Genomic DNA, 18,607 nt, shown 5'->3' with positions numbered 1-18,607 from the left:
ATCAGTAACCGGCCTTGGGCGCGAAGCCGGGGTCCGACAGCGTCGGCGGGGCCTGCTTCGGTTCCGGCGCCTGCTGCTGCTGAGCCGGTGCTTGTTCCTGCGCCGGTGCCTGCTCCTGAACCGGTGCCTGCTCCTGAACCGGCGCCTGCTCCTGAACCGGTGCCTGCTCCTGCGCTGGGGCTTGTTCCTGAACCGGTGCCTGCTCCTGCGCTGGGGCTTGTTCCTGAACCGGTGCCTGCTCCTGGGCCGGGGCCTGCTCGGCCGCGGGCGCCTGCTCTGGTGCCGGAGCCGCGGGCGCCTGTGACACCGCAGGCGCAGGGGTGACCGCTACCGACGTCGACTGGTGCGACGTGCTCGGGGCGGGCGGCGGAGTCGAATCGGTGTCGCTGTTGCACGCGGTCGCGGCGGACACGATGGCCGCGCTACCGACGACAGCGAGCGCAATACGGATTGGCAAGACGTTCTTCTTCACAACAACTCCTCGATCGTGGATAGAAAAATGGTCGGCTCGGGCGCCTGAATCAGACGGCTGAACCCTGTTCGATTGCCACGTCCGCCAGGTCCTCGCTCGTCGCGCGCGGTTCGCAGATGACGACGGGGATATCTCGGTCGGTGCGTGTCTGGTAGACCGAAAAGCCGTGGTAGGCCTTGACGATCTGCGGCCACAGGACCGCCTTCTCGGCAGCGTTCGCGGTGCGCGCCAGCCACGGTGACGTCTCGCCCTCGATGGTCAACTCGACCTCGGGCGTGACCTTCAAGTTCTTGTACCACTCGGGATCGCGGTCGTCGCCTTCCTTGGACGCCACCAGGATCACCTGGTTCTCGTCCATCACCGGAACCCACAGCACAACGGTGCGACGTGCCTTCGACTTGCGTCCGAGAACATGCAGTTCGATCGCGGCCATGCCGAACTGCTTGTTGCCCCAACGCCCACCGCTGACCTTCAGGATGACGTGGTGGATGTTGCGGATGAGCTTCAACACCTCGTCGAAAACGATGTTGCGCGGTTTGGCAATCCAGCCCTGACGGCTCCGCTGCTTCGCCTTGCGCGGCGACGTGATCGCAACCTCTGCGGTTCGCAGAACGTCGCGATACCCCGCTGCCAGCACGGGGAAGCCGAAGGTGCGGGTGAGAAAATCCGCGCCGATCGGGACGACGGCTTCGGCGGTGGTGGTCAGGACTACTCGGGTACCACCCGGCACCTCGGTCAGGTTCAGCTCGGCACCCTGATGCTTGATGGCCGGGAAGCCGCTCTCGATCACCCAGCCGAGCTTGTGCGGAGCGTCGTGGGCAGTGATCCGCTCGGTGTACTTACCGAAGAACCACGTGACATTGCGGACTGCGCCGACGCCGTAGGGCGTGCCGACCGCCGGGGTCACCAGCCGGTTCTGCAGGACCGACTTGGCGGCCGCGTAGTTGCCTGAATCGGCGAACCAATCGAAAACCTTGTCGACCGGTGCCGCGATGGTGCGTTCCACCGTGAGTGTTTGCATTGTTCTTCCTTCTCCGTCTGGTTGGGCCTGTCGATTCGATGGGGCTGTCTAGCCGAGCTTGCGTAGCCGGGGAGCCAGATCCCTGGCGAACAGTTCGAGGAATCGGGCCTGGTCGTGGCCGGGCGCGTGGAAGACGAGGTGGCGCATTCCGGCGTCGATGTAGGGCGCGATTTTCGACACCACCTCGTCGGGATCGGTACCGACGATCCAGCGCTTGGCGATCTGGTCGATCGGCAACGCGTCCGCAGCTGCCTCCATCTCGATCGGATCCGAGATGCTGTGCTTCTGCTCGGGCGTCAGTGACAGCGGCGCCCAGAACCGGGTGTTCTCCAGTGCCAGTTCCGGATCGGTGTCGTAGGAGAGCTTGATTTCGATCATGGTGTCGATGGCCTCGATCGAGCGCTCCGCCTTGGCCGCGCCTTCGTTGACCGCAGGCATCAGCTTCTCGGTGTAGAGGTCCATGCCCTTGCCCGATGTGCAGATGAAGCCGTCGCCCACCCGGCCCGCATACCGCGCCACCAGCGGCCCGCCCGCGGCGACATAAACGGGAACGCCGTCCTTGGGGACGTCGTAGATCGAGGCACCGACGGTGCGGTAGTACTGCCCCTCGAAGTCGATGCGCTCACCGGTCCACAGCGCCCGCATCAGTTCGACCGACTCACGCAGCCGCGCGAATCGCTCCTTGAACTCGGGCCATTCACCGGTGTAGCCGGTGGCGATCTCGTTCAGGGCCTCGCCGGATCCGACCCCGAGCATCACGCGATTCGGGTACAGGCACGCCATGGTCGCGAAGGCCTGCGCGACGACCGCCGGGTTGTAGCGGAACGTCGGGGTGAGCACCGAAGTACCGATCTGAATTCGCTGGGTGCGCTCCCCTACCGCGGCCAGCCACGCGAGCGAGAAAGGCGCATGCCCGCCGTTGTATCGCCACGGTTGGAAATGGTCACTGATCATTGCGCTGTCGAAACCGTTTTCTTCGGCCGACACAGTGAGCTCCACAAGTTCGCGGGGAGCGAATTGCTCCGCCGACGCCTTGTATCCGAGTCGAAGTTCAGTCACAAGAATTCCTTTGATTTCTTATCGAATGTGCTGCCTTTTTCAGGCTAGCGGCGGCATCGAGCTATTCAATAGCAAGCCATTGTCATGGGGGTGCGGCTATTCACCGGATTCTGTTTCGCCTTTCACCACCAATGCGACGTGCAATCTGGAGGGGCAGTCGAGCCGGGACATCACTTGTCGCAGGTGATTTATCACCGTCCATTCGGCGATACCGAGCTTGCTCGCGATCATGCGATTCGTCAGACCGTCAGCAACCAAAAGCGCAATTTCTCGTTGCCTGGTGGTCAAGGCATCTAGCGCCGAAACGGCAGGAGCGGGAATCGCCGGGCCGGACAACGCGTAGGCCACGACGTCACGAAGTTCCCATGCTGTTTCCGGCCGGATGAGATGTGCGGGTTTACCGTCATCGGTGCAGTTACGTTCCGGCTGCGGAAGTGCACGCGCGGTCCCGATGTAGTGGACAGCGCCGAACAGGATGGACGCCGATTCGCCGAAGTCCGGCCCCGCCTCCGCGTACGCCGCCGCGCAGCCGGCAACGGCAGTCAGGGTCTCGAGGACATGACTGCCGGTCGACGGAATCCGCAGCGCGCGCCGATACTGCTCCAGCGCGCGGCACGCGTCCCCCGCACCCAGGTGCGTACGGGCAACGGTGTTGTGCGCGCGCAATCGATCGGCATCCGCATCGAGTCGCAGCATCCGCTCGTCGATGTCCGACAGCGTCGAATCGTTCCGATCGGCGCTGCCCGAAATTGCCAGTGCGGCGAGGTACAGGTCGACGACCTCGCTCCGCGGCTCGGAACCGCGGTCGGAGCGCCGCAGCGCTCGCTTCAGATGTTCGCGGGCCAGATCGTGCCTGCCGACTTCGAGCGACGCGATACCCAGTCCGGCCGCAACGCGGCACGCGCCGACGGCGTCGCCGATGCGGTCGTACCCGGCGGCAGCGTTCGTGAGGACTTCGATAGTCCGGCGCGATCGGCCCGACTGCAACGCCCACTTCCCCAGCAACTCGCCCGCGTGCGGCAATGCCGGATCGAGCGACTCGGTGGGCGCGGGCGGATTGTCGACGACCGCGCTGAGCATCCGTTCGATTCGGGACAGATATCCGAATCGGATCCAGACGTCTTCCAGCGATTCCGCGAGTTCGACCGCACGTTGCGCATGGCCCATCTCGATCAGTCGATCGACGGTGGCCGCGAAGTCGCCGACCCGCTGCTCCGCGTCGTCGAGGGCTGCCGACCTCCGGTCCGGCGCGCGAAGGTCGCGAACAGTTGCGAGCGCAGACTCGCAGCTGCGATCGACGTGCTCGCGCCGGATCCGATCGCCGCGCGAACGATCGGAGTTCAGCAGATGATGGCAGTAGGTTCGCGTCGGAGCAAGCAGTCGATAACTCGGCTGGCCGGCGTCCGTGACGCCTCGTTGCACGAGGCTGTGGTCGATCAACGTTGCCAGGGTTCCGCTGACGAGCGACTCGTCCATGTCGACCAGGTTCGACACCGTATCCGGCTCGACCGCGGACTCGCACAGCGACAGATGCAGCAGCACATCGATCGTGTCGGAGTCCAGGTGCATGCCCCAATCGATCGCGTCGTCGAGGCAGCGGTGCCGAGCCGGCACATCGAGAAATGGCAGGGGTGCCAGGCCTTCGCCCGACCGGATCAGCTGCAACGTTCGCGCCGACCCGATCCGGTTGATGGTGTTCGCGGCCAACTCCAATGCCAGTGGCACACCGTCGACCTCGTGCGCAATCTCGTCCAGTATCAACCGATTCGGCGCCGAGTTCCGATAGCGGCTGTCGATGCCCGCGAGCAGCACCTGAGCGGCAGGCGACGACGCCGGACGGCTGGGGCCGGACTCCGACCGTGTCTGCAACGGGCGCACGTTCACGACGTACTCCCTGTGCAGGTTGAACACCACTCGGCTGGTTCCGACGATCAGGAGGTTGGGGCATCGGCCGAGCAATCGCGAGACGTCGTGCGCGATCGCCGCGGAGACACGATCGCAGTTGTCCATGACGAGGATCGTCCGGGCTGCACCGATTGCGACTGCGAGAACATCCACAACCTCGGCTGCACAATCGATCTCGCACGAAACCGCAGCCGACACCGCATTCCACACATCGGCGCGAGTGTTCGCCTCGGCGACGTCGATCGTGGTGACGTGACCGGTCTGGAATTCGCCGATCGTCAACGCCTCCTGGACGATTCGGCTTTTGCCGACGCCGGCGGGTCCGGTCAACGTCAGCAGGCTGACTCGGGGATCGTCGATCAGGTTCCGGATCTCGCCGACTTCTCTGTCGCGCCCGATCAGCGTCGGAAGGCGAAAGCTGTCGATATCGACGTCGTCGGCATCGATGAGGCCGACGCCGGTGCTCCGCCACTGTAAGCGTGTACTGATCGACACGTTGTCCTCCTTGTCGGTGGCCAGGCCGCACGCGGCCGGCAGCGAATCAACTGGCGACAGAACGGGTTACGCCGGAATCCAGGAACGCCGGGGCAACGTGCGACGGGTGGCGACCGCGTTCGCGAGGCGGTCGAGTTGGGTGGCGGTGCTGTGCCAACCCAGGCAGGCATCGGTGATCGACTGCCCATACGCGAGGTCGGCGGCGTCGCCGAGTGTGAGATCTTGCCGGCCTGCGACCAAGAAGCTTTCCATCATGAGCCCGACGACGCGGCGGTCGCCGGTCGCGATGCGGCCTGCGATATCGGTGACGACATCGACCTGGCGGTTGTGGTCCTTGTTGCTGTTGCCGTGGCTGGCGTCGACGACGAGCCGTTGCGGCAGCGACGCCTTCTCGAGCCGCAGGCAGGCCTCGGTCACCGACGCCTCGTCGTAGTTGGGGCCGGTGCTCCCGCCGCGCAAGATCACGTGGCAGTCCGGGTTCCCAGTGGTGCGAATCAGTGCGGACCGCCCGTCGAGATCGGTGCCCGGAAAGACGTGGCTGGCCGCACCGGCCCGCACGCCGTCGACAGCCACCTGGACATCGCCATCGGTGCCGTTCTTGATGCCGACCGGCATCGAGAGCGCGCTGGACAACTGTCGGTGCACCTGGCTGGCCGCGGTGCGCGCGCCGATCGCCCCGTAGGAGACGAGGTCGGCGATGTACTGCGGAGTGATGGGATCGAGGAACTCGCACGCAACCGGCAAGCCGCGAGCTGTGATGTCGACCAACAGTTTTCGGCCCACCCGCAAGCCGGTGTTGATGTCGAAGGTGCCGTCCAGATACGGGTCGTTGATCAGACCCTTCCAGCCGAGAGTAGTGCGTGGCTTCTCGAAGTACACCCGCATCACCACGTGCAAGTGGTCGGCGAGCTCGGCAGCCTTGGTGGCCAGTCGGCGTGCGTACTCCAACGCCGCATCGGGATCGTGCACGGAGCACGGCCCGACAATCACCATCAGTCGGTCGTCCGCACCGGTCAACACATCGACGGCGCCGTCGCGGCCGCCGCGTACGGTGCGTGCGAGGTCGTAGTCGATTGCATGCGTGCGCCGAACATCGGCGGGCGAGAGCAGCGGGCTGATGCTCAGTGTGCGCCGGTCGTCCAAGCCGAAGTTCTTCGACGCGATCGCGATATCAGAGTTCATTCCAGTAATCCTTCGGCCTGCAAAAGACATCCGCACGTGGGCATAGCAGGAGAATTGGCGAACATCGGGAAATGAATAGCGCGCAGAATGTTTCGCGAGCGAGCTGACTTTCGAATGTCGACACAACGGTGCCGCAGGAATAGCGTGACACTTCGCAGAAGCCGGCGTCAAGTGTGATGCCGATCACTTTTGTATAATTGTGCCGAATTTATTGCAGCACGATCGGCGCGATATGCGGGCGCTGTCTTTTCACTATTTTCCGACGATAGCGAGTCGATGGCGATTCGGCCAGACTTCGACAAAATGCCTGTTCAGCGGCATACTCTGTCGACACGACAACGGCCATCGAGAAAATCTCGATGGCCGTTGTTCTAATTCCTGAATTTCCCTCGAAACACCTATTCGGCGTTATGGCGTGGCGCGCCGCGCATAATCACCCGGGTCGATACCGCGGAGCCGCGCGAACTCGGCAACCTGTCCACTCACCAATACATCCGTCTTCACCAGATCGGGCACGGTCGGTGCGCCGAGCACCACCATCAACTGCCTGATCTGCACGATCCAGTCGGCAATCGTCGACACCAACGCGTCGACACCCTCGCCCTCGAGAACGGAGAGAAAGTAACCCGACACCCCGACCGCACGAGCACCCAGCGCGAGGGCGCGCACCACGTCCAACGGCTGCCGAACCCCGCCGGACGCCAGCAGTGTGACCCCACGTTGCCCAGCGATCGCCTGGTCGTCGATCAAGCACGCAGGCGCGGACTGCCCCCAGTCGCGCAGATATGCGAAATCCTGATGCGGGCGCCGGGCATTCTCGATCGTCGCGAAATTCGTTCCACCTCTACCGGATACGTCGGCGATGGTCACGCCGAGATCGGCAAGGCGACGAACTGCCGACCTGGTCATCCCGAACCCGACCTCCTTCACGATCACCGGTACGTCGAGAGCCTCCGCGAGCTTGCCGATCTGACTCGGCCAGTGCGAGAAGTCCCTATCGCCCTCGGGCATCACGATCTCCTGGATCGTGTTGATGTGGATCTGCAGGGCGTCGGCCGCAATCAGATCCACCGCCCGCTTCGCCATGTCCACCGTCGCGTTGGCGTTGACGTTCGCGACGACGAAGCCGTCTGGGTTCTCGTCGCGCAGCACCCGATAGGTCGGAGCGAGATCGGGGTCGGCGAGGAAAGCGCTCATCGAACCGGACGCGATCGGCACACCGGTCTGCCGTGCGGCGATCGCGAGACCGCGATTCACCTCACCGGTACGGGTACTGCCGCCGGTCATCGCATTGATGTACAGCGGTGCGGCCCAGTCGGTTCCGGCAACCTCGGTCGTCAGTGACACCGCCGACTCGGCGATGCCCGCAAGCGCGTCGTGAACGAAACGGACGTCGTCGAACTGATTCACCTCGACGCCGGCGCCGCGCTGATGGTGTTGCTCCACAGCGAGTCGTACGTGATCGTCCTTGCGGCTACCGTAAACCTGCGAAACGGTCGTCATGACTGTGCCCTTTCACTTGTAGTCCTTCAGATTGGTGCACCTGCAGTTCGAGCGGCACGATGCCGACTGCTCGCCACTCCTCCTGCAATTGCTCGGCATCGGCGGCGTCGATCAGTGCTATTCCACAGTCGCCACCGCCCGCGCCGGAGCTCTTCGCTACCGCACCGAGCGATTCCGCGACACGGCGCAGCGTCGCCAGTTCGGCGGTCTCGACGACCACCCCGGCGAGCGAACTCACCGCGCGCAGCAGCGCCCCGGCAGCGGCGACCGCGGCAACCGCCGATGCGTCGTCACCAGATTCGAGGGCCGAAACCAGCGTTGCCACACAGGCATTGCTTGCGCCCACGAAGTGGCCATATCCCGTGGAACTGTAGCCCGTGGAATCGTCGTCGACGGCGCGTTGCAGCCGCTCGACCAGCCCACTCGACACGGCGGGCCGCCCCGACCAACCCACCTCGAGGCAAACGGCACGCGGCGCGGGAATGCGATGAGCGGAAAGTAGCGGCCACGGTGCCTCGATCAGATCCGTGATCCGCACGCCCGTGCCGGCGAACATCGCCGCGACGGCCGTCCGATCCGGCGACCGATAGGAAATCCACCCACCGAGCAGCGACGCCGCGACGTCACCGCCGGAGCAACGCGGATCGACCGCGAACGCGGTCAGCAACGCCAGTCGCAACAAGGCGTCGTCGTCGAGCGGAAACCGATAGGCCTGCGCGAGAGTCCGAATCACGCCGACGGTCACCGCACCCGACGAGCCGAGCCCGAACTTGCGACCGGAGCTCTGGTGGTCGAGGTCCGACACGATCTCGAGGTCGAAGCCGAGCAGGTCGTCGCCGCGCTCGATCGCATACCGCTCGATCAGCTCGACGGCCGTCGACACGTGTCGCAGTGCAGCTACGATCGCTGGATCGTCAACCGCCGGAACCGTTTCGGTGCCGCGGCGGATCATCTCGACAGGGCGGGCACCGGTACGGGCTGTCGTGACGGTTCGCGTCGACGCGGTGCCGGGCCGCAGCCGTACGGTCAGGTAGCGGTCCACCGCGACGAGTACCGCGGCACCGCCCGGCTCCAGCACCGCGTATTCACCTGCGATGTACAGCTTGCCCGGCACGTCGACGCTGATCATCGATCACTCGTTCCGCCGACGACCGCGCCCGGTCCGGGAGTGGCAACCATTACCTGCATAGTCTCGTCGGTCTCGGCCACCGCGGCGGCAACCTTCGCGCTGTCGCGCCGATCGCACAGCACCTTGACGTTGGGCCCGGCGTCCATGGTCGCGTAGGCGGCGACGCCCGCCGCGCGGAGTTCGACCACCCGATCCAACACCCGCATCGATCCTGGCGCGAAGTAGCGAACCGCGGGACGCGCGCCGAGCATCGTCGCGTGCATTCCGAGAGCGTTGCGTTCGGCGATCTCGCCTACCGCGGGTAGATCGCCTGCCGCGAGCGCGCTGTGCATGTCATGCAGGTCGGTCTTGCTCGCGTCCACCCATGGCTGAAAGAACGGGGACGTCTCGACGGTGCGCCGCATTGCTTCGCGGCTGGTCACCGCCTTTTCCCCGGCATCGACGAGGGCGACGACCAATGCCGGGTCCAGCTGCGGCGCATCGACCGGTTCCGCATAGCTGCTGACGTCCCCGGCCGTGTCGAGCCCGTCCCCCCGATGCCACTGCACAAACCCACCGTAGATCGAACGGGACGCGCTTCCCGAACCCCGCCTGGCAAGGCGGGAGAGCGCGCGCCTGTCCAGGTCCAGCCCATAGGCGCCTGCGGCCGCAACGGCCAGCGCCGCGAAGCCCGACGCGGACGACGCCAGACCCGCGCCCGTCGGCCCGGTATTGACCGTGTGTACCCGGGCCCGGCGGTCATCGGAGGCCATGCCCCTGATCACGTCGAGGAATGCGACGACCTTTGCGGTGAAGGCCCGCGACGGCGATCCGTCGGCTGTGGTGACGACGTCGGCAGGCAGGTCGTCGGCGACCCGCACATCCGTCACCGTGGCAAAGATGTCCAGTGTCAGGGACAGGCTGCTGGTCACGGGTAGGTGCAGCGCCTCGTCGCGCTTGCCCCAATATTTGATCAGCGCGATGTTCGGGTATGCCGTCGCCGTGGTCTCGGACACGCTCACGACGCCGCGCCCAGACCGACCGTGTAGCAACGCTCCGCACCGGCGTCCGACAGTGCGGCGCGCAAGCGTGCTGCTGCCGAATCGTCGGCGGCCAGCGCGATCACGCAGCCACCCAAACCGCCACCGGAAAGTTTGGCACCCAGCGCTCCCGCTTCGAGTGCCGCGCCGACAAGGTTGTCGATCTCGAAGCAGCTGACCCCAAGTAGTGCCAGAATCTCCTGCGTCGCAGTCATTTTCGAACCGACTTCGGCGAATCGTCCTGCTACCAGGTCTGCTGCGGCCGCGGCCGTGATCGCACCTGCCCGATTCAGCAGGTCTGCACCGTCGGCCCCGAGCGCCACCAGGCGTCGGCGCACCGCGGCGACGGCGTCGCGAGTACTGCCGCTCACGCCGGTGTCCGCCACCACCAGCACCGCTCTCCCGTCGGCAACGCGCAGCGGGGTGGTCTTACCGTCCTGGAACCACATCGGTCCGCCCGCACCGATCACGGTGCGCGCGTCCACACCACTGGCCTTGCCGTGCGCAAACGCCTCCGATTGCTGGATCAGCGCAAACATGGTGTCGCTGTCCAATTCCCGCTTGGCGAGCTTGGCCACCGCCGCGATGATCGCGGCGGAAGACGCTGCACTGGAACCGAATCCACGGCCGGCGGGAATGCTGCTGTCCACGGTGACCAGCAGACCCTCGTCCGGCAGGCCCAGATATTCGCACACCGCGGATACCGCAAGCCTCGGCACCGCGGAGGCGTTCAGGTGCGACGTCGCCGCAAGGGCCCGCCATTCGGTGTCGAAAGCAGACGACTCGATCACCACCGGTCCGGGCTGCCTACGAGCCGTCGCGGTCACCGGCAGCGACGGCACCGGCAGCGATATGGCGGGTCTGCCGTGCAACACCACATGCTCGCCGAACAGAATCAGTTTTGCGCTCGCGCTGCCACGTCCGGCTTCTTCGTCGGTGAAGTCTCGCGTGCTGCTGTGCGTTGCCAGCACGTCACCAGGTTGGCTCTGCATCCCATTCTCCATCAACGCGTATCGCTCTCGGTCCGTTCGGTCCTTCCACCGTGTCACCGCGCGTGCGACGCCTCGTAGATTCTCGAGTGTCCGGAGATCGACGTCAGCCGGAACGGACTGCGACTGGTCGCGTCGAGAGTCACATCCGACCCGTCTTCCGGAAGTGCGAATTCGCGTAGGGCACGGTACTTCTCGTAGGTGATGGGCTCGCGGTGGGCAATTGCCGCTCGGTTCTCCACGGTCCGTAGGTGCTCGCGGTAGCCGTCGACCATGGTCAACGAGAACAACTCGGCAACACATCCCGATCCGTAGCTGAACAGTGCGACCGATCGACCGTCGAGATCCTCGGCGTGGTCGAGCAGCGACATCAACCCGACGAACAGAGACGCCGTGTAGCTGTTGCCGATGGCCCTGTTGTAAATCGTGGTCGGTGACAGATCCGCGTACAACCGAGCCTCGGTGGCGTCGATTCCCTTGAGCTCTAACAGCCGCGTGTGCGCTTTGTACGCCATCTTCGTGAACGGCTGGTGGTAGCAGAAGCCGGCGAATTCGGTGACGCTCCGACCGCCGCGCGATTCGTAGTCCTTCCATGCCTGCTCGACAGCCTCGAGGTAGGCACGGACCGACAGCCCACCGTCGACCAACGGAGTGGACCGGTAGTTCGGGCGCCAGAAGTCTTGAACGTGCGCGGTGTAGAGGCCGACGGTCTCGTCGATCACCGCAAGGTTCGGATTCGCCGAGATCAGCATCGCGACCGCAGCGGCGCCCTGCGTGCTCTCACCGCTGGAGTCGACATCGTATTTCGCGATATCGCTGGCAATCACCAGAACTCGCTGTTCCGGATCGCGTGCGACGATGCCCGCTGCAAGTTGCAGCGCGGACGTGCCGCCGTAGCACGCCTGCTTCAACTCCACAGCGCGGGTGGCCGACGACAGACCGATCAGGTCTTGGACGTAGATCGCCGCGGACTTCGATTGATCGATTCCGGATTCGGTGGCGAAGAGCACGGTCCTGATGCCGTCGACGCCGTGCTTGGCGACGATCTGCTTGGCGGCCGCGGCAGCCATGGTCACGATGTCCTCGTCCGCCGCAGGCACGGTCTGGGTGGTCTGCCCGAGGCCGATGTAGTACTTGTTGACGTCGACATCGTTGCGTCTGGCGAGTTCGGCGAGATCCATCGCGTACTGGCCGGTGGCCATGGAGATGTCATGAATTCCGATAGGCACTGTCATTGGCTCTGTCCTTTTGGAGTTTCCGACCTTTCGAAGCGGAGGTGTGTCCGCATCAACTCTCCCGGATTTGTCTGTGCCGCAAGCAGAGACAATTCGCCGCAGAGCACGGCGGCGGCGGTGATCACCGCAAGTCGCCGCGCATTTCCTCCGGCTTCCCGGTTTTCCCGGCATCCCATGCGCGCCAGGTTTTCCTCGACGAAGTCCAGTGACTTCCCGTTGCCGACGGTGCCCACGATGATGTTCGGCAGCGCGCAGGAGAAGTAGAGGTCACCGTCACGGTCTTCTGCGTGCGTGATCCCTTGGGAGCCTTCGACGATGTTCGCCGCATCCTGACCGGTGGCGAGGTAGACGCCCAACAGCATGTTCGCGTAATGCGCATTAGCAGTGCGAATTCCACCCGCGAGCGTGGTGCCGATCAGGTTCTTGCGAACGTTGAGATCGGCTACCTGCCGGGCGGTCGTGTGCAGGCGTTGCTGCACAACCGATTCCGGAATCAGGATTTCAGTGACCACGTTCTTGCCACGACCCAGGATCCCGTTGACGGCGGACGCCTTCTTGTCGGTGCAGAAGTTGCCGGACACAGAGCCGTAGCGCACGCCGGGAACCACGTCGACGATGTGTGCGAGGAGCGCGTCGGAGGCCAAGGTGGCCATGTTGTGCCCAGACGCGTCACCGGTGGTGAACTCGAATCGCACGAACAACAGGTTTCCGACGATTTGATGATGCAGCGCAATCAGTTCGGCGTAGTTGCTGCGCTCGGCAACGATGGCGCGCAGCACGGGCAGGTCGTCGGTGAGCTGCCGAGCAGCCGCCAAGGCGGTCCCGGCGTCGTCGGCCTCCAGCAGCACCGACCTGGTCATCCGTTCGTCCACCAGGGTGGCCACGATGCCGCGATCACACAGAGTGGAGATCTTGGCACCGCGACCGACCGACGGCCACAGCGGTGATTCGTAGGTGGCCAGGGGTACCTCTACGGAGCCCTCGGCGACGTTCCCGGAGACGTTGATCGGGCCGATCCAGCGCATCGGTACCGACGCAAACGCAATTGTGTTGTCCATCATCACAACCCGAACTGCGCCTTGATGCCACCGGATACCACGTCGTCGCCGTGGATCGTCGGGTGGAACGGGATTCCGAGGAACTCACCCGTCGGAACGAAGTAGCCGTTGATCCACGAGTCCGGCGAGCAGGTGCCGTGGCCCGTCGTTGCTGCCCTGGTGTCGAAAAAGTTCACGCCCAGGGTCGAGGCCGCCGCACGCTGCGCGTCGTCGACCTTGTCGAGGAACTCGGTCATCGCACCTGCTGCGGGCTGCGTGATCCGCCCGACCGGAGAATCCCAGCACCACTGCGGATTTCCACGCTCGGCGATCGTCGGGTAGCCGACGATCGCTATCTTGGCCTGCGGTGCGTAGTACTTGACGTAGTCGACCACCGGCTTGATCCAGTTCACGTACTGGCTGCCGCTGACACCGCGCGCATCGGGTGCGCGACCGGTCACGCCCGCGTCCGGTCCGCAGCCCTGGATGAAGTTGGTCAGGCAGGTGACCTCGGCGTCGAGAGCCCGCTGCGGGAAGGGACTGTTCCAGATGTCGTTCTGCCCCAACTGAATGGTGACCAGCTTGGTGCGGGGACCGAAGGCGCCCGCGGTCGCCGCCTGCTTGGCCATGAACTCCGCGGTGTAGTGCGGCGGGGTCGCCAGCGATGCACCGAGGCACGCGACGTCCTCGACGTCGTTGTCGGCCAGATTCATCTTGTGCTGCAACTGCTTCGGCCACGAGGTCTCCGAACGTTGGCAGGAGGTGTCGCCGCCGTAGCCGAAGCCGAGGGAGTAGATGATGTTGCCGTTGGTCGAGTAGGAGTCACCGATAGTCACCAGGGACTTTCCGGCGGGTGCGTCGTCGGCCGATGCCGGCGCTGCCGTGCTCATGAAGGCGGCGCATGCCAACGACGCTGCGGCGGCGAGGACTCGGATGGTTCGTGAACTCTTCATGTTTCGAATCTTTTCTTCAGGGGACTTGTCAGTCCGACTCGGAAAGGTGCGGAGAGCTAGAGCCCGTGCACCTGGGTGAGGATCGCGAGCGCACTGTCGACAGCGCCCCACATGGCATTGATTCCGGTGTTGGTGACGTCGCGTGTCGCCGGGTTCTCCAGGCCGAGCCCGTTGGCCAGGTTGGCTGCGTTGACGGCACCGAGAGCGTTGCGTAGCAACATGTTCGAGCCGACGCCCGGGCCGGTGACCAGGTCGAGTCCTTCACCGAGGAAGTAGAAGCGCCACAGCGGACCGACGTCGGCGTTGTAGGCGGCCTTGGTGCGATCGACGATCAGCTGGCTGTCGATGCCGATGGCGTCCAGCAGCCGGAAGTAGTCCGACGAGTCCTGGGTCCCCATGCCGACCGCTGCGATCGAATGCGGAATGTCGACGCTCAAGTGCGCGTTGTACCCGACCATCGCCGTGTGGGCGCCGGACTCGGCGCAATTGCTCGCCAGCGCAAAGTACTTGCTCCACTGCGGCGCTACCGGTGCCCCGGTGACGTTGGCATGCAGCGAATTCAACCAGCTCTCGTAGTTCTCGACGTAGAACTGCGCCTGTCGAGCCGGATTGGTCAGCCCAGCGCCGGAATGCAGCAGCGGCGACACGATGATCCGGTCCGCGGTGTCATCCATCAGCGCGAAGAGACCGCGTCGATCACCGTGTGCAACAAGAATCTCCGAGATCCGATGGTTACGATCGGCCAGCTCGTCGATCCGCTACAGTGGATCGCTCGATCGCAACGTGGCGTTGTCGGAGAGTGTGGTGATCGTCGCGATATCACCTGCGGCGAGTGGCGTATTGCAGGCCACCGGGCTTGTCGCGGGCTCGGCCGTCGCCGTTGCGGCGAATCCGGACCAAAGCACTGCCGTGCAGGCCATCGTCGCGACAATGAGTCGCCCAGTGCGTCGCATCGCGCTACCTTCCTGATGATGTGAATTACTCGAAATGGCAGCAAATCGGCCGTCGCTCGATAAATTTTTCGAGCGTGTCGGCGAAATTCAACCGCGTACGAGAAGAATAAATGGATCGCCGATCACGATCCCATAGCAGCTATTTGCTACAACGGCTCTGACCTGGCACTTCATGCCTCAACCCCACCGCACCAGCAGTCGGCCGACCACGCGTGGCCCGCCGAGCCGCAATGCGCGCAGTAATGGCACGTACCGAGGAATTACTTGCACCGGCCGATGGCGAATGGCGGTCAATATCCATTCCGCGGCTTCTTCGGGGGTCAGACCCGGCAAACGTCGATATTCCGGAGTCGGCGAACTCATCGCCGTGTGCACGAGCGGATAATGGATTGTCGTCACCGCGACTCCGCGGCCCGACAATTCGGCATCCAAGCACTGACCGAAGCCACTGAGCGCCATCTTGGAACTGTGATAGGCCGAGAATCGGGGAGATGTGCCCGCCGGAACGGTCCAGGTGCCGACGTTGACTATGTGCCCGCCACCGGATTCCAGCATCGCCGGCAACAGGCCGAGGGTCAGCTGCACGGGACCGAAGTAGTTGATCCCCATCGTTCTGCGAAAATCGTGCATTCGATCGAACGATTCCGTGATCGGCCGCCGGATGGACCGGCCTGCGTTGTTCACCAGCACATCGACACCACCGAACTCGGCACCGACCCAGCTCACCAATGCATCGAGATCGTTGTCGTCGGTGAGATCGCAGGCGCGAAAACTCGCTTCGCCACCGGTCGCACGGATCTCGTCTCGCACGGTTGCCAGTTCCGATTCGCGACGCGCGACCAACACCATCTCGGCACCCGCGGCGGCAGCCGCAACGGCTGTGGCCCGTCCGATTCCCGCCGACGCTCCGGTGATCAGTATTCGTTTGCCTGCGATGGACTCTTCGTTCTTGGTCCCTCGCACCGGGACGGGCCGATTGAGGACATCCGCGACCCGTCCCGCCGCGCGGAGGTGGCGGCCGCGGCTAGCCACGGACACCGACCGGGCTTCCGGCGAGGGCCCGAACCCGATCCGCCTGGGCGGTCTTGCCGATGAGCGAGCCGATCGTGGCGGTGAGCACGGCAGGACCATCCTGTGACAGCACGGATTCGGCGTGGAACTGCATCGACGCGAACCGATCGCCGCGCAGCGCGTACACCTCCCCCGTCGCCGGATCGCGACTCACCTCGACCCGTCCGAGCACAGAGTCGAAGGTGTCGACCGAACTGCGAGCGACATAGGTGTTGTAGAAGCCCGCGCGAACCGGCGCACCGAACAGCGAAATCAGCCTGCTCACACCCTGATTCGGTCGCGGCAGTCGATCGATGCCGAGACCCAGTGCGGCGCTGACGATCTGGTGGCTCAAGCACACCGCCAGAAACGGGCGATCGGCAGCGACGATGTCTTCCGCGCGCTGTCGCATCGCGGCGATGCGCCGATCGTGTCGGGCGCCGGGGTCGCCGGGACCGGGTCCGAGGACCACCAGGTCGTAGTCGTCGAAGTCGGCCGCCTCGTCGAAGCCGACGATCGTCAGAGCGAACCCGAGAGATCGCAACATGCTCGCCAGCATCGCGGTGAAATTGTCGGCCGCGTCGATCAGCAGCACCGATGCCTGTGCCATCGGCGCGGCGCCGATCGACCTGCTGGCCGAATCCGCGAACCAGAACTGGGACGCGATGGCGTTGCGACCCCGCAATGCAGCCGCTATCGCGGGCGCTCCGGCGTGGACCGCACCGTCGGCGCGGATCGCACCGTTGAGCAATCCCGCTGCCTTGGCGTGGGTTTCGTGCATTTCACGAACCGGATCGGAATCGCGTACGAGGGTCGAGCCGACGGTGATACGAGCGTTGCCGTCGGCATCGACGACCGCTGTTCGGATAAGGATTGCCGAGTCCATCCGGACCGAACCGCCGCGGCCCCTGTCGATGAATGCGATCGCGCCGCTGTAATACCCGCGCCCCACCGTTTCGTACCGCGCAACCACCTGGGCAGCACTCTCCAACGGGCTGCCGACCACCGTGGGAGCAAACATGGTCTCGCGCAACACCTCCGCGACACCGAACTCGGTCTGTCCCCGCAGGAGATACTCCGTGTGGGCCAGGTGCGCCATCTCTTTCAGATACGGGCCCGTGACGGTAGCGCCCGCGGAGCACAGCGCCGACATCATCTTGAGTTCCTCGTCGACGACCATGAACAGCTCGTCGTTCTCCTTCTGATCGGCCAGGAAGGCCAGCAGGCCGGACTCCGTCGCACCGTCCGGCGGGTAGCGGTAGGTGCCGCTGATCGGGTTCATCGACACGATGCTGTCGTCGAGGTGGGCGTGCGCCTCGGGGCTCGCGCCGACGAAGGTTCGATTTCCGGTGTGCACCAGATACGTCCAATACGCGCCGCGCTCGCCGCTCAGCAACCTGCGAAACAGGCCGAGCAGAACGCGCAGGTAGTCGGCGCCGAAGGATCCGGTGAGTGATCGGCTGATCACGAAGTTGGAGCCCTCGCCCGTACCGATCTCGTTCGCGATGACCGACCGAACGATGTCGCAGTACTCGTCGTCGGAGACGTCGAATCGAAAGTCGGCGGCAGCAATCGAATTCGGACCGATCAACCCTGGGCCGATCGCATCGAGCACCTGAGCCAGATCGACCACCTCGTGCTCGACGACCGACATCGCGAGCAGCGGGACACCGTCGTCGTTGCAGGGAAAGCCACGCTCGACGGTCTGCCGATACGGAACGAGCACCAGCAGGTCTGAGTGCTCGGCAGCGGTCGACACCTCCGCCAGCTCCCCCAACTCGGCGAACTCGCCGACCATCAGGTCGATGCCGTCGCCACCCTGGCGCTGCACCATCGCGAAAGGTCGACTCGGGTCCGCGACGATCCGATCGAGCAGAGTCGAGCGGCGATCCTCGCCTGTCGCGGCCATCTCAGACGCCGGCCCGAGAATCGGCAATCTGCCCGGTCCGAGAATTGGACATCTTCACTGCCGCAACAAGATCCGCCGTCGTCCGCACCATGGCGCATCGGGCAGCCGCGTAGTCGAGGGTCATGCTGTGGTCGCTTCGAGAGAAGTCGGCAACGGCATCAGCGGCAAGGAAGGTCTCGATGTCGCGCGAATACGATTCGCATGCCGTCACCAACACGCCGACGTGTGCGTACACACCGGTGATGATCAATTGATCCCGGCCACGCTCGCGCAGTTCCTGGAGCAGAGCTGACTCGTGAAATGCGCTGTAGCGCCATTTCGTGAACACCAGATCGTCGGGGCCAGGGGTCAGCTCGGACACGACGGCACGATCGGTCTCGTCGGTGGTCATACCCGCACCCCAGAGATCGCGTAGCAATCCTCGCTCGGTGGGCGTCATGCCACCCGGCTGCGCTGTGTAGGCAACGGCGACTCCCGCGCGCAGGCACTCGGCGCGCAGGTGGGCGATGTTCGCAACCAGCTCCGCGTACGGTGAACCGCCCGCGAGCAACGGCCGCAGAAAGTAGTTCTGCATGTCGTGGATGAGCAGCACCGCCCGACTGGGTTCCAGCGTCCAGTCGGCAACGTTGTGCGGCAGCTCGTTCGGCGTCGGCATCTGATAGGAAATGGCGGACGGAATTCCACCGAACATGAAGT

Annotated in this window: 17 protein-coding genes; all 17 read right to left on the bottom strand. The window is 64.7% G+C overall.

Annotated elements, in window-relative coordinates; translation table 11 throughout:
• Window position 1: 1 nt before the first annotated feature.
• Window positions 2-472 (bottom strand): hypothetical protein, encoded by a 471-nt coding sequence (locus FOY51_RS27295; protein ID WP_187776414.1) that lies wholly within the window; start codon window positions 470-472, stop codon window positions 2-4.
• A gap of 49 nt (window positions 473-521) precedes the next feature.
• Entirely contained in the window at window positions 522-1,493 is a 972-nt protein-coding gene (locus FOY51_RS28000; RefSeq protein ID WP_149432295.1) for a nitroreductase/quinone reductase family protein, read from the bottom strand.
• Window positions 1,494-1,541: 48 nt separating this feature from the next.
• Entirely contained in the window at window positions 1,542-2,552 is a 1,011-nt protein-coding gene (gene fgd / locus FOY51_RS21340) for a glucose-6-phosphate dehydrogenase (coenzyme-F420) (protein ID WP_149432294.1), read from the bottom strand.
• A gap of 96 nt (window positions 2,553-2,648) precedes the next feature.
• The gene (locus FOY51_RS21335; protein WP_149432293.1) at window positions 2,649-4,952 is read right to left on the bottom strand and encodes a helix-turn-helix transcriptional regulator; all 2,304 of its coding nucleotides are present in this window, start codon (window positions 4,950-4,952) and stop codon (window positions 2,649-2,651) included.
• A 66-nt stretch (window positions 4,953-5,018) separates the two neighbouring features.
• Window positions 5,019-6,134, bottom strand: coding sequence for a 3-deoxy-7-phosphoheptulonate synthase (locus tag FOY51_RS21330; protein ID WP_149432292.1), 1,116 nt, complete (start codon window positions 6,132-6,134; stop codon window positions 5,019-5,021).
• Between the two features lie 408 nt (window positions 6,135-6,542).
• The gene (gene fni, locus FOY51_RS21325) at window positions 6,543-7,637 is read right to left on the bottom strand and encodes a type 2 isopentenyl-diphosphate Delta-isomerase (RefSeq protein ID WP_149432291.1); all 1,095 of its coding nucleotides are present in this window, start codon (window positions 7,635-7,637) and stop codon (window positions 6,543-6,545) included.
• Window positions 7,609-8,766 (bottom strand): phosphomevalonate kinase, encoded by a 1,158-nt coding sequence (locus FOY51_RS21320; RefSeq protein WP_149432290.1) that lies wholly within the window; start codon window positions 8,764-8,766, stop codon window positions 7,609-7,611. The genes fni and FOY51_RS21320 overlap by 29 nt, the downstream gene beginning before the upstream one ends.
• On the bottom strand, window positions 8,763-9,767 hold the full coding sequence (mvaD, locus tag FOY51_RS21315) for a diphosphomevalonate decarboxylase (protein ID WP_214633132.1): 1,005 nt from the start codon (window positions 9,765-9,767) through the stop codon (window positions 8,763-8,765). Before mvaD ends, FOY51_RS21320 begins: the two co-directional genes overlap by 4 nt.
• On the bottom strand, window positions 9,764-10,777 hold the full coding sequence (gene mvk, locus FOY51_RS21310) for a mevalonate kinase (RefSeq protein WP_187776413.1): 1,014 nt from the start codon (window positions 10,775-10,777) through the stop codon (window positions 9,764-9,766). Before mvk ends, mvaD begins: the two co-directional genes overlap by 4 nt.
• 53 nt (window positions 10,778-10,830) lie before the next feature.
• Complete coding sequence (locus tag FOY51_RS21305; protein WP_149432287.1) at window positions 10,831-12,009, bottom strand: hydroxymethylglutaryl-CoA synthase; 1,179 nt, start codon at window positions 12,007-12,009, stop codon at window positions 10,831-10,833.
• The gene (locus FOY51_RS21300) at window positions 12,006-13,070 is read right to left on the bottom strand and encodes a hydroxymethylglutaryl-coenzyme A reductase family protein (RefSeq protein WP_149432286.1); all 1,065 of its coding nucleotides are present in this window, start codon (window positions 13,068-13,070) and stop codon (window positions 12,006-12,008) included. Before FOY51_RS21300 ends, FOY51_RS21305 begins: the two co-directional genes overlap by 4 nt.
• The gene (locus tag FOY51_RS21295) at window positions 13,070-13,999 is read right to left on the bottom strand and encodes an SGNH/GDSL hydrolase family protein (RefSeq protein ID WP_149432285.1); all 930 of its coding nucleotides are present in this window, start codon (window positions 13,997-13,999) and stop codon (window positions 13,070-13,072) included. The genes FOY51_RS21300 and FOY51_RS21295 overlap by 1 nt, the downstream gene beginning before the upstream one ends.
• Window positions 14,000-14,055: 56 nt before the next feature.
• Complete coding sequence (locus FOY51_RS21290; protein ID WP_290367913.1) at window positions 14,056-14,745, bottom strand: DUF5995 family protein; 690 nt, start codon at window positions 14,743-14,745, stop codon at window positions 14,056-14,058.
• A 12-nt stretch (window positions 14,746-14,757) separates the two neighbouring features.
• Window positions 14,758-14,952, bottom strand: coding sequence for a hypothetical protein (locus tag FOY51_RS21285; RefSeq protein ID WP_149432283.1), 195 nt, complete (start codon window positions 14,950-14,952; stop codon window positions 14,758-14,760).
• 177 nt (window positions 14,953-15,129) lie between these two features.
• Entirely contained in the window at window positions 15,130-15,990 is an 861-nt protein-coding gene (locus FOY51_RS21280) for an SDR family NAD(P)-dependent oxidoreductase (protein WP_235916597.1), read from the bottom strand.
• A complete protein-coding gene (locus FOY51_RS21275; RefSeq protein WP_149432281.1) occupies window positions 15,977-17,911 on the bottom strand; it encodes an anthranilate synthase family protein in 1,935 nt (644 codons plus the stop codon). Before FOY51_RS21275 ends, FOY51_RS21280 begins: the two co-directional genes overlap by 14 nt.
• A gap of 1 nt (window position 17,912) precedes the next feature.
• Window positions 17,913-18,602 (bottom strand): isochorismatase family protein, encoded by a 690-nt coding sequence (locus tag FOY51_RS21270; RefSeq protein ID WP_149432280.1) that lies wholly within the window; start codon window positions 18,600-18,602, stop codon window positions 17,913-17,915.
• Window positions 18,603-18,607: the final 5 nt, after the last annotated feature.

The sequence above is a fragment of the Antrihabitans cavernicola genome (assembly GCF_008297975.1).
Taxonomy (GTDB): Bacteria; Actinomycetota; Actinomycetes; order Mycobacteriales; family Mycobacteriaceae; genus Antrihabitans; species Antrihabitans cavernicola.
Note: the sequence above shows the minus strand (reverse complement) of the source record. Positions and strands in the feature narration are given on the sequence as shown.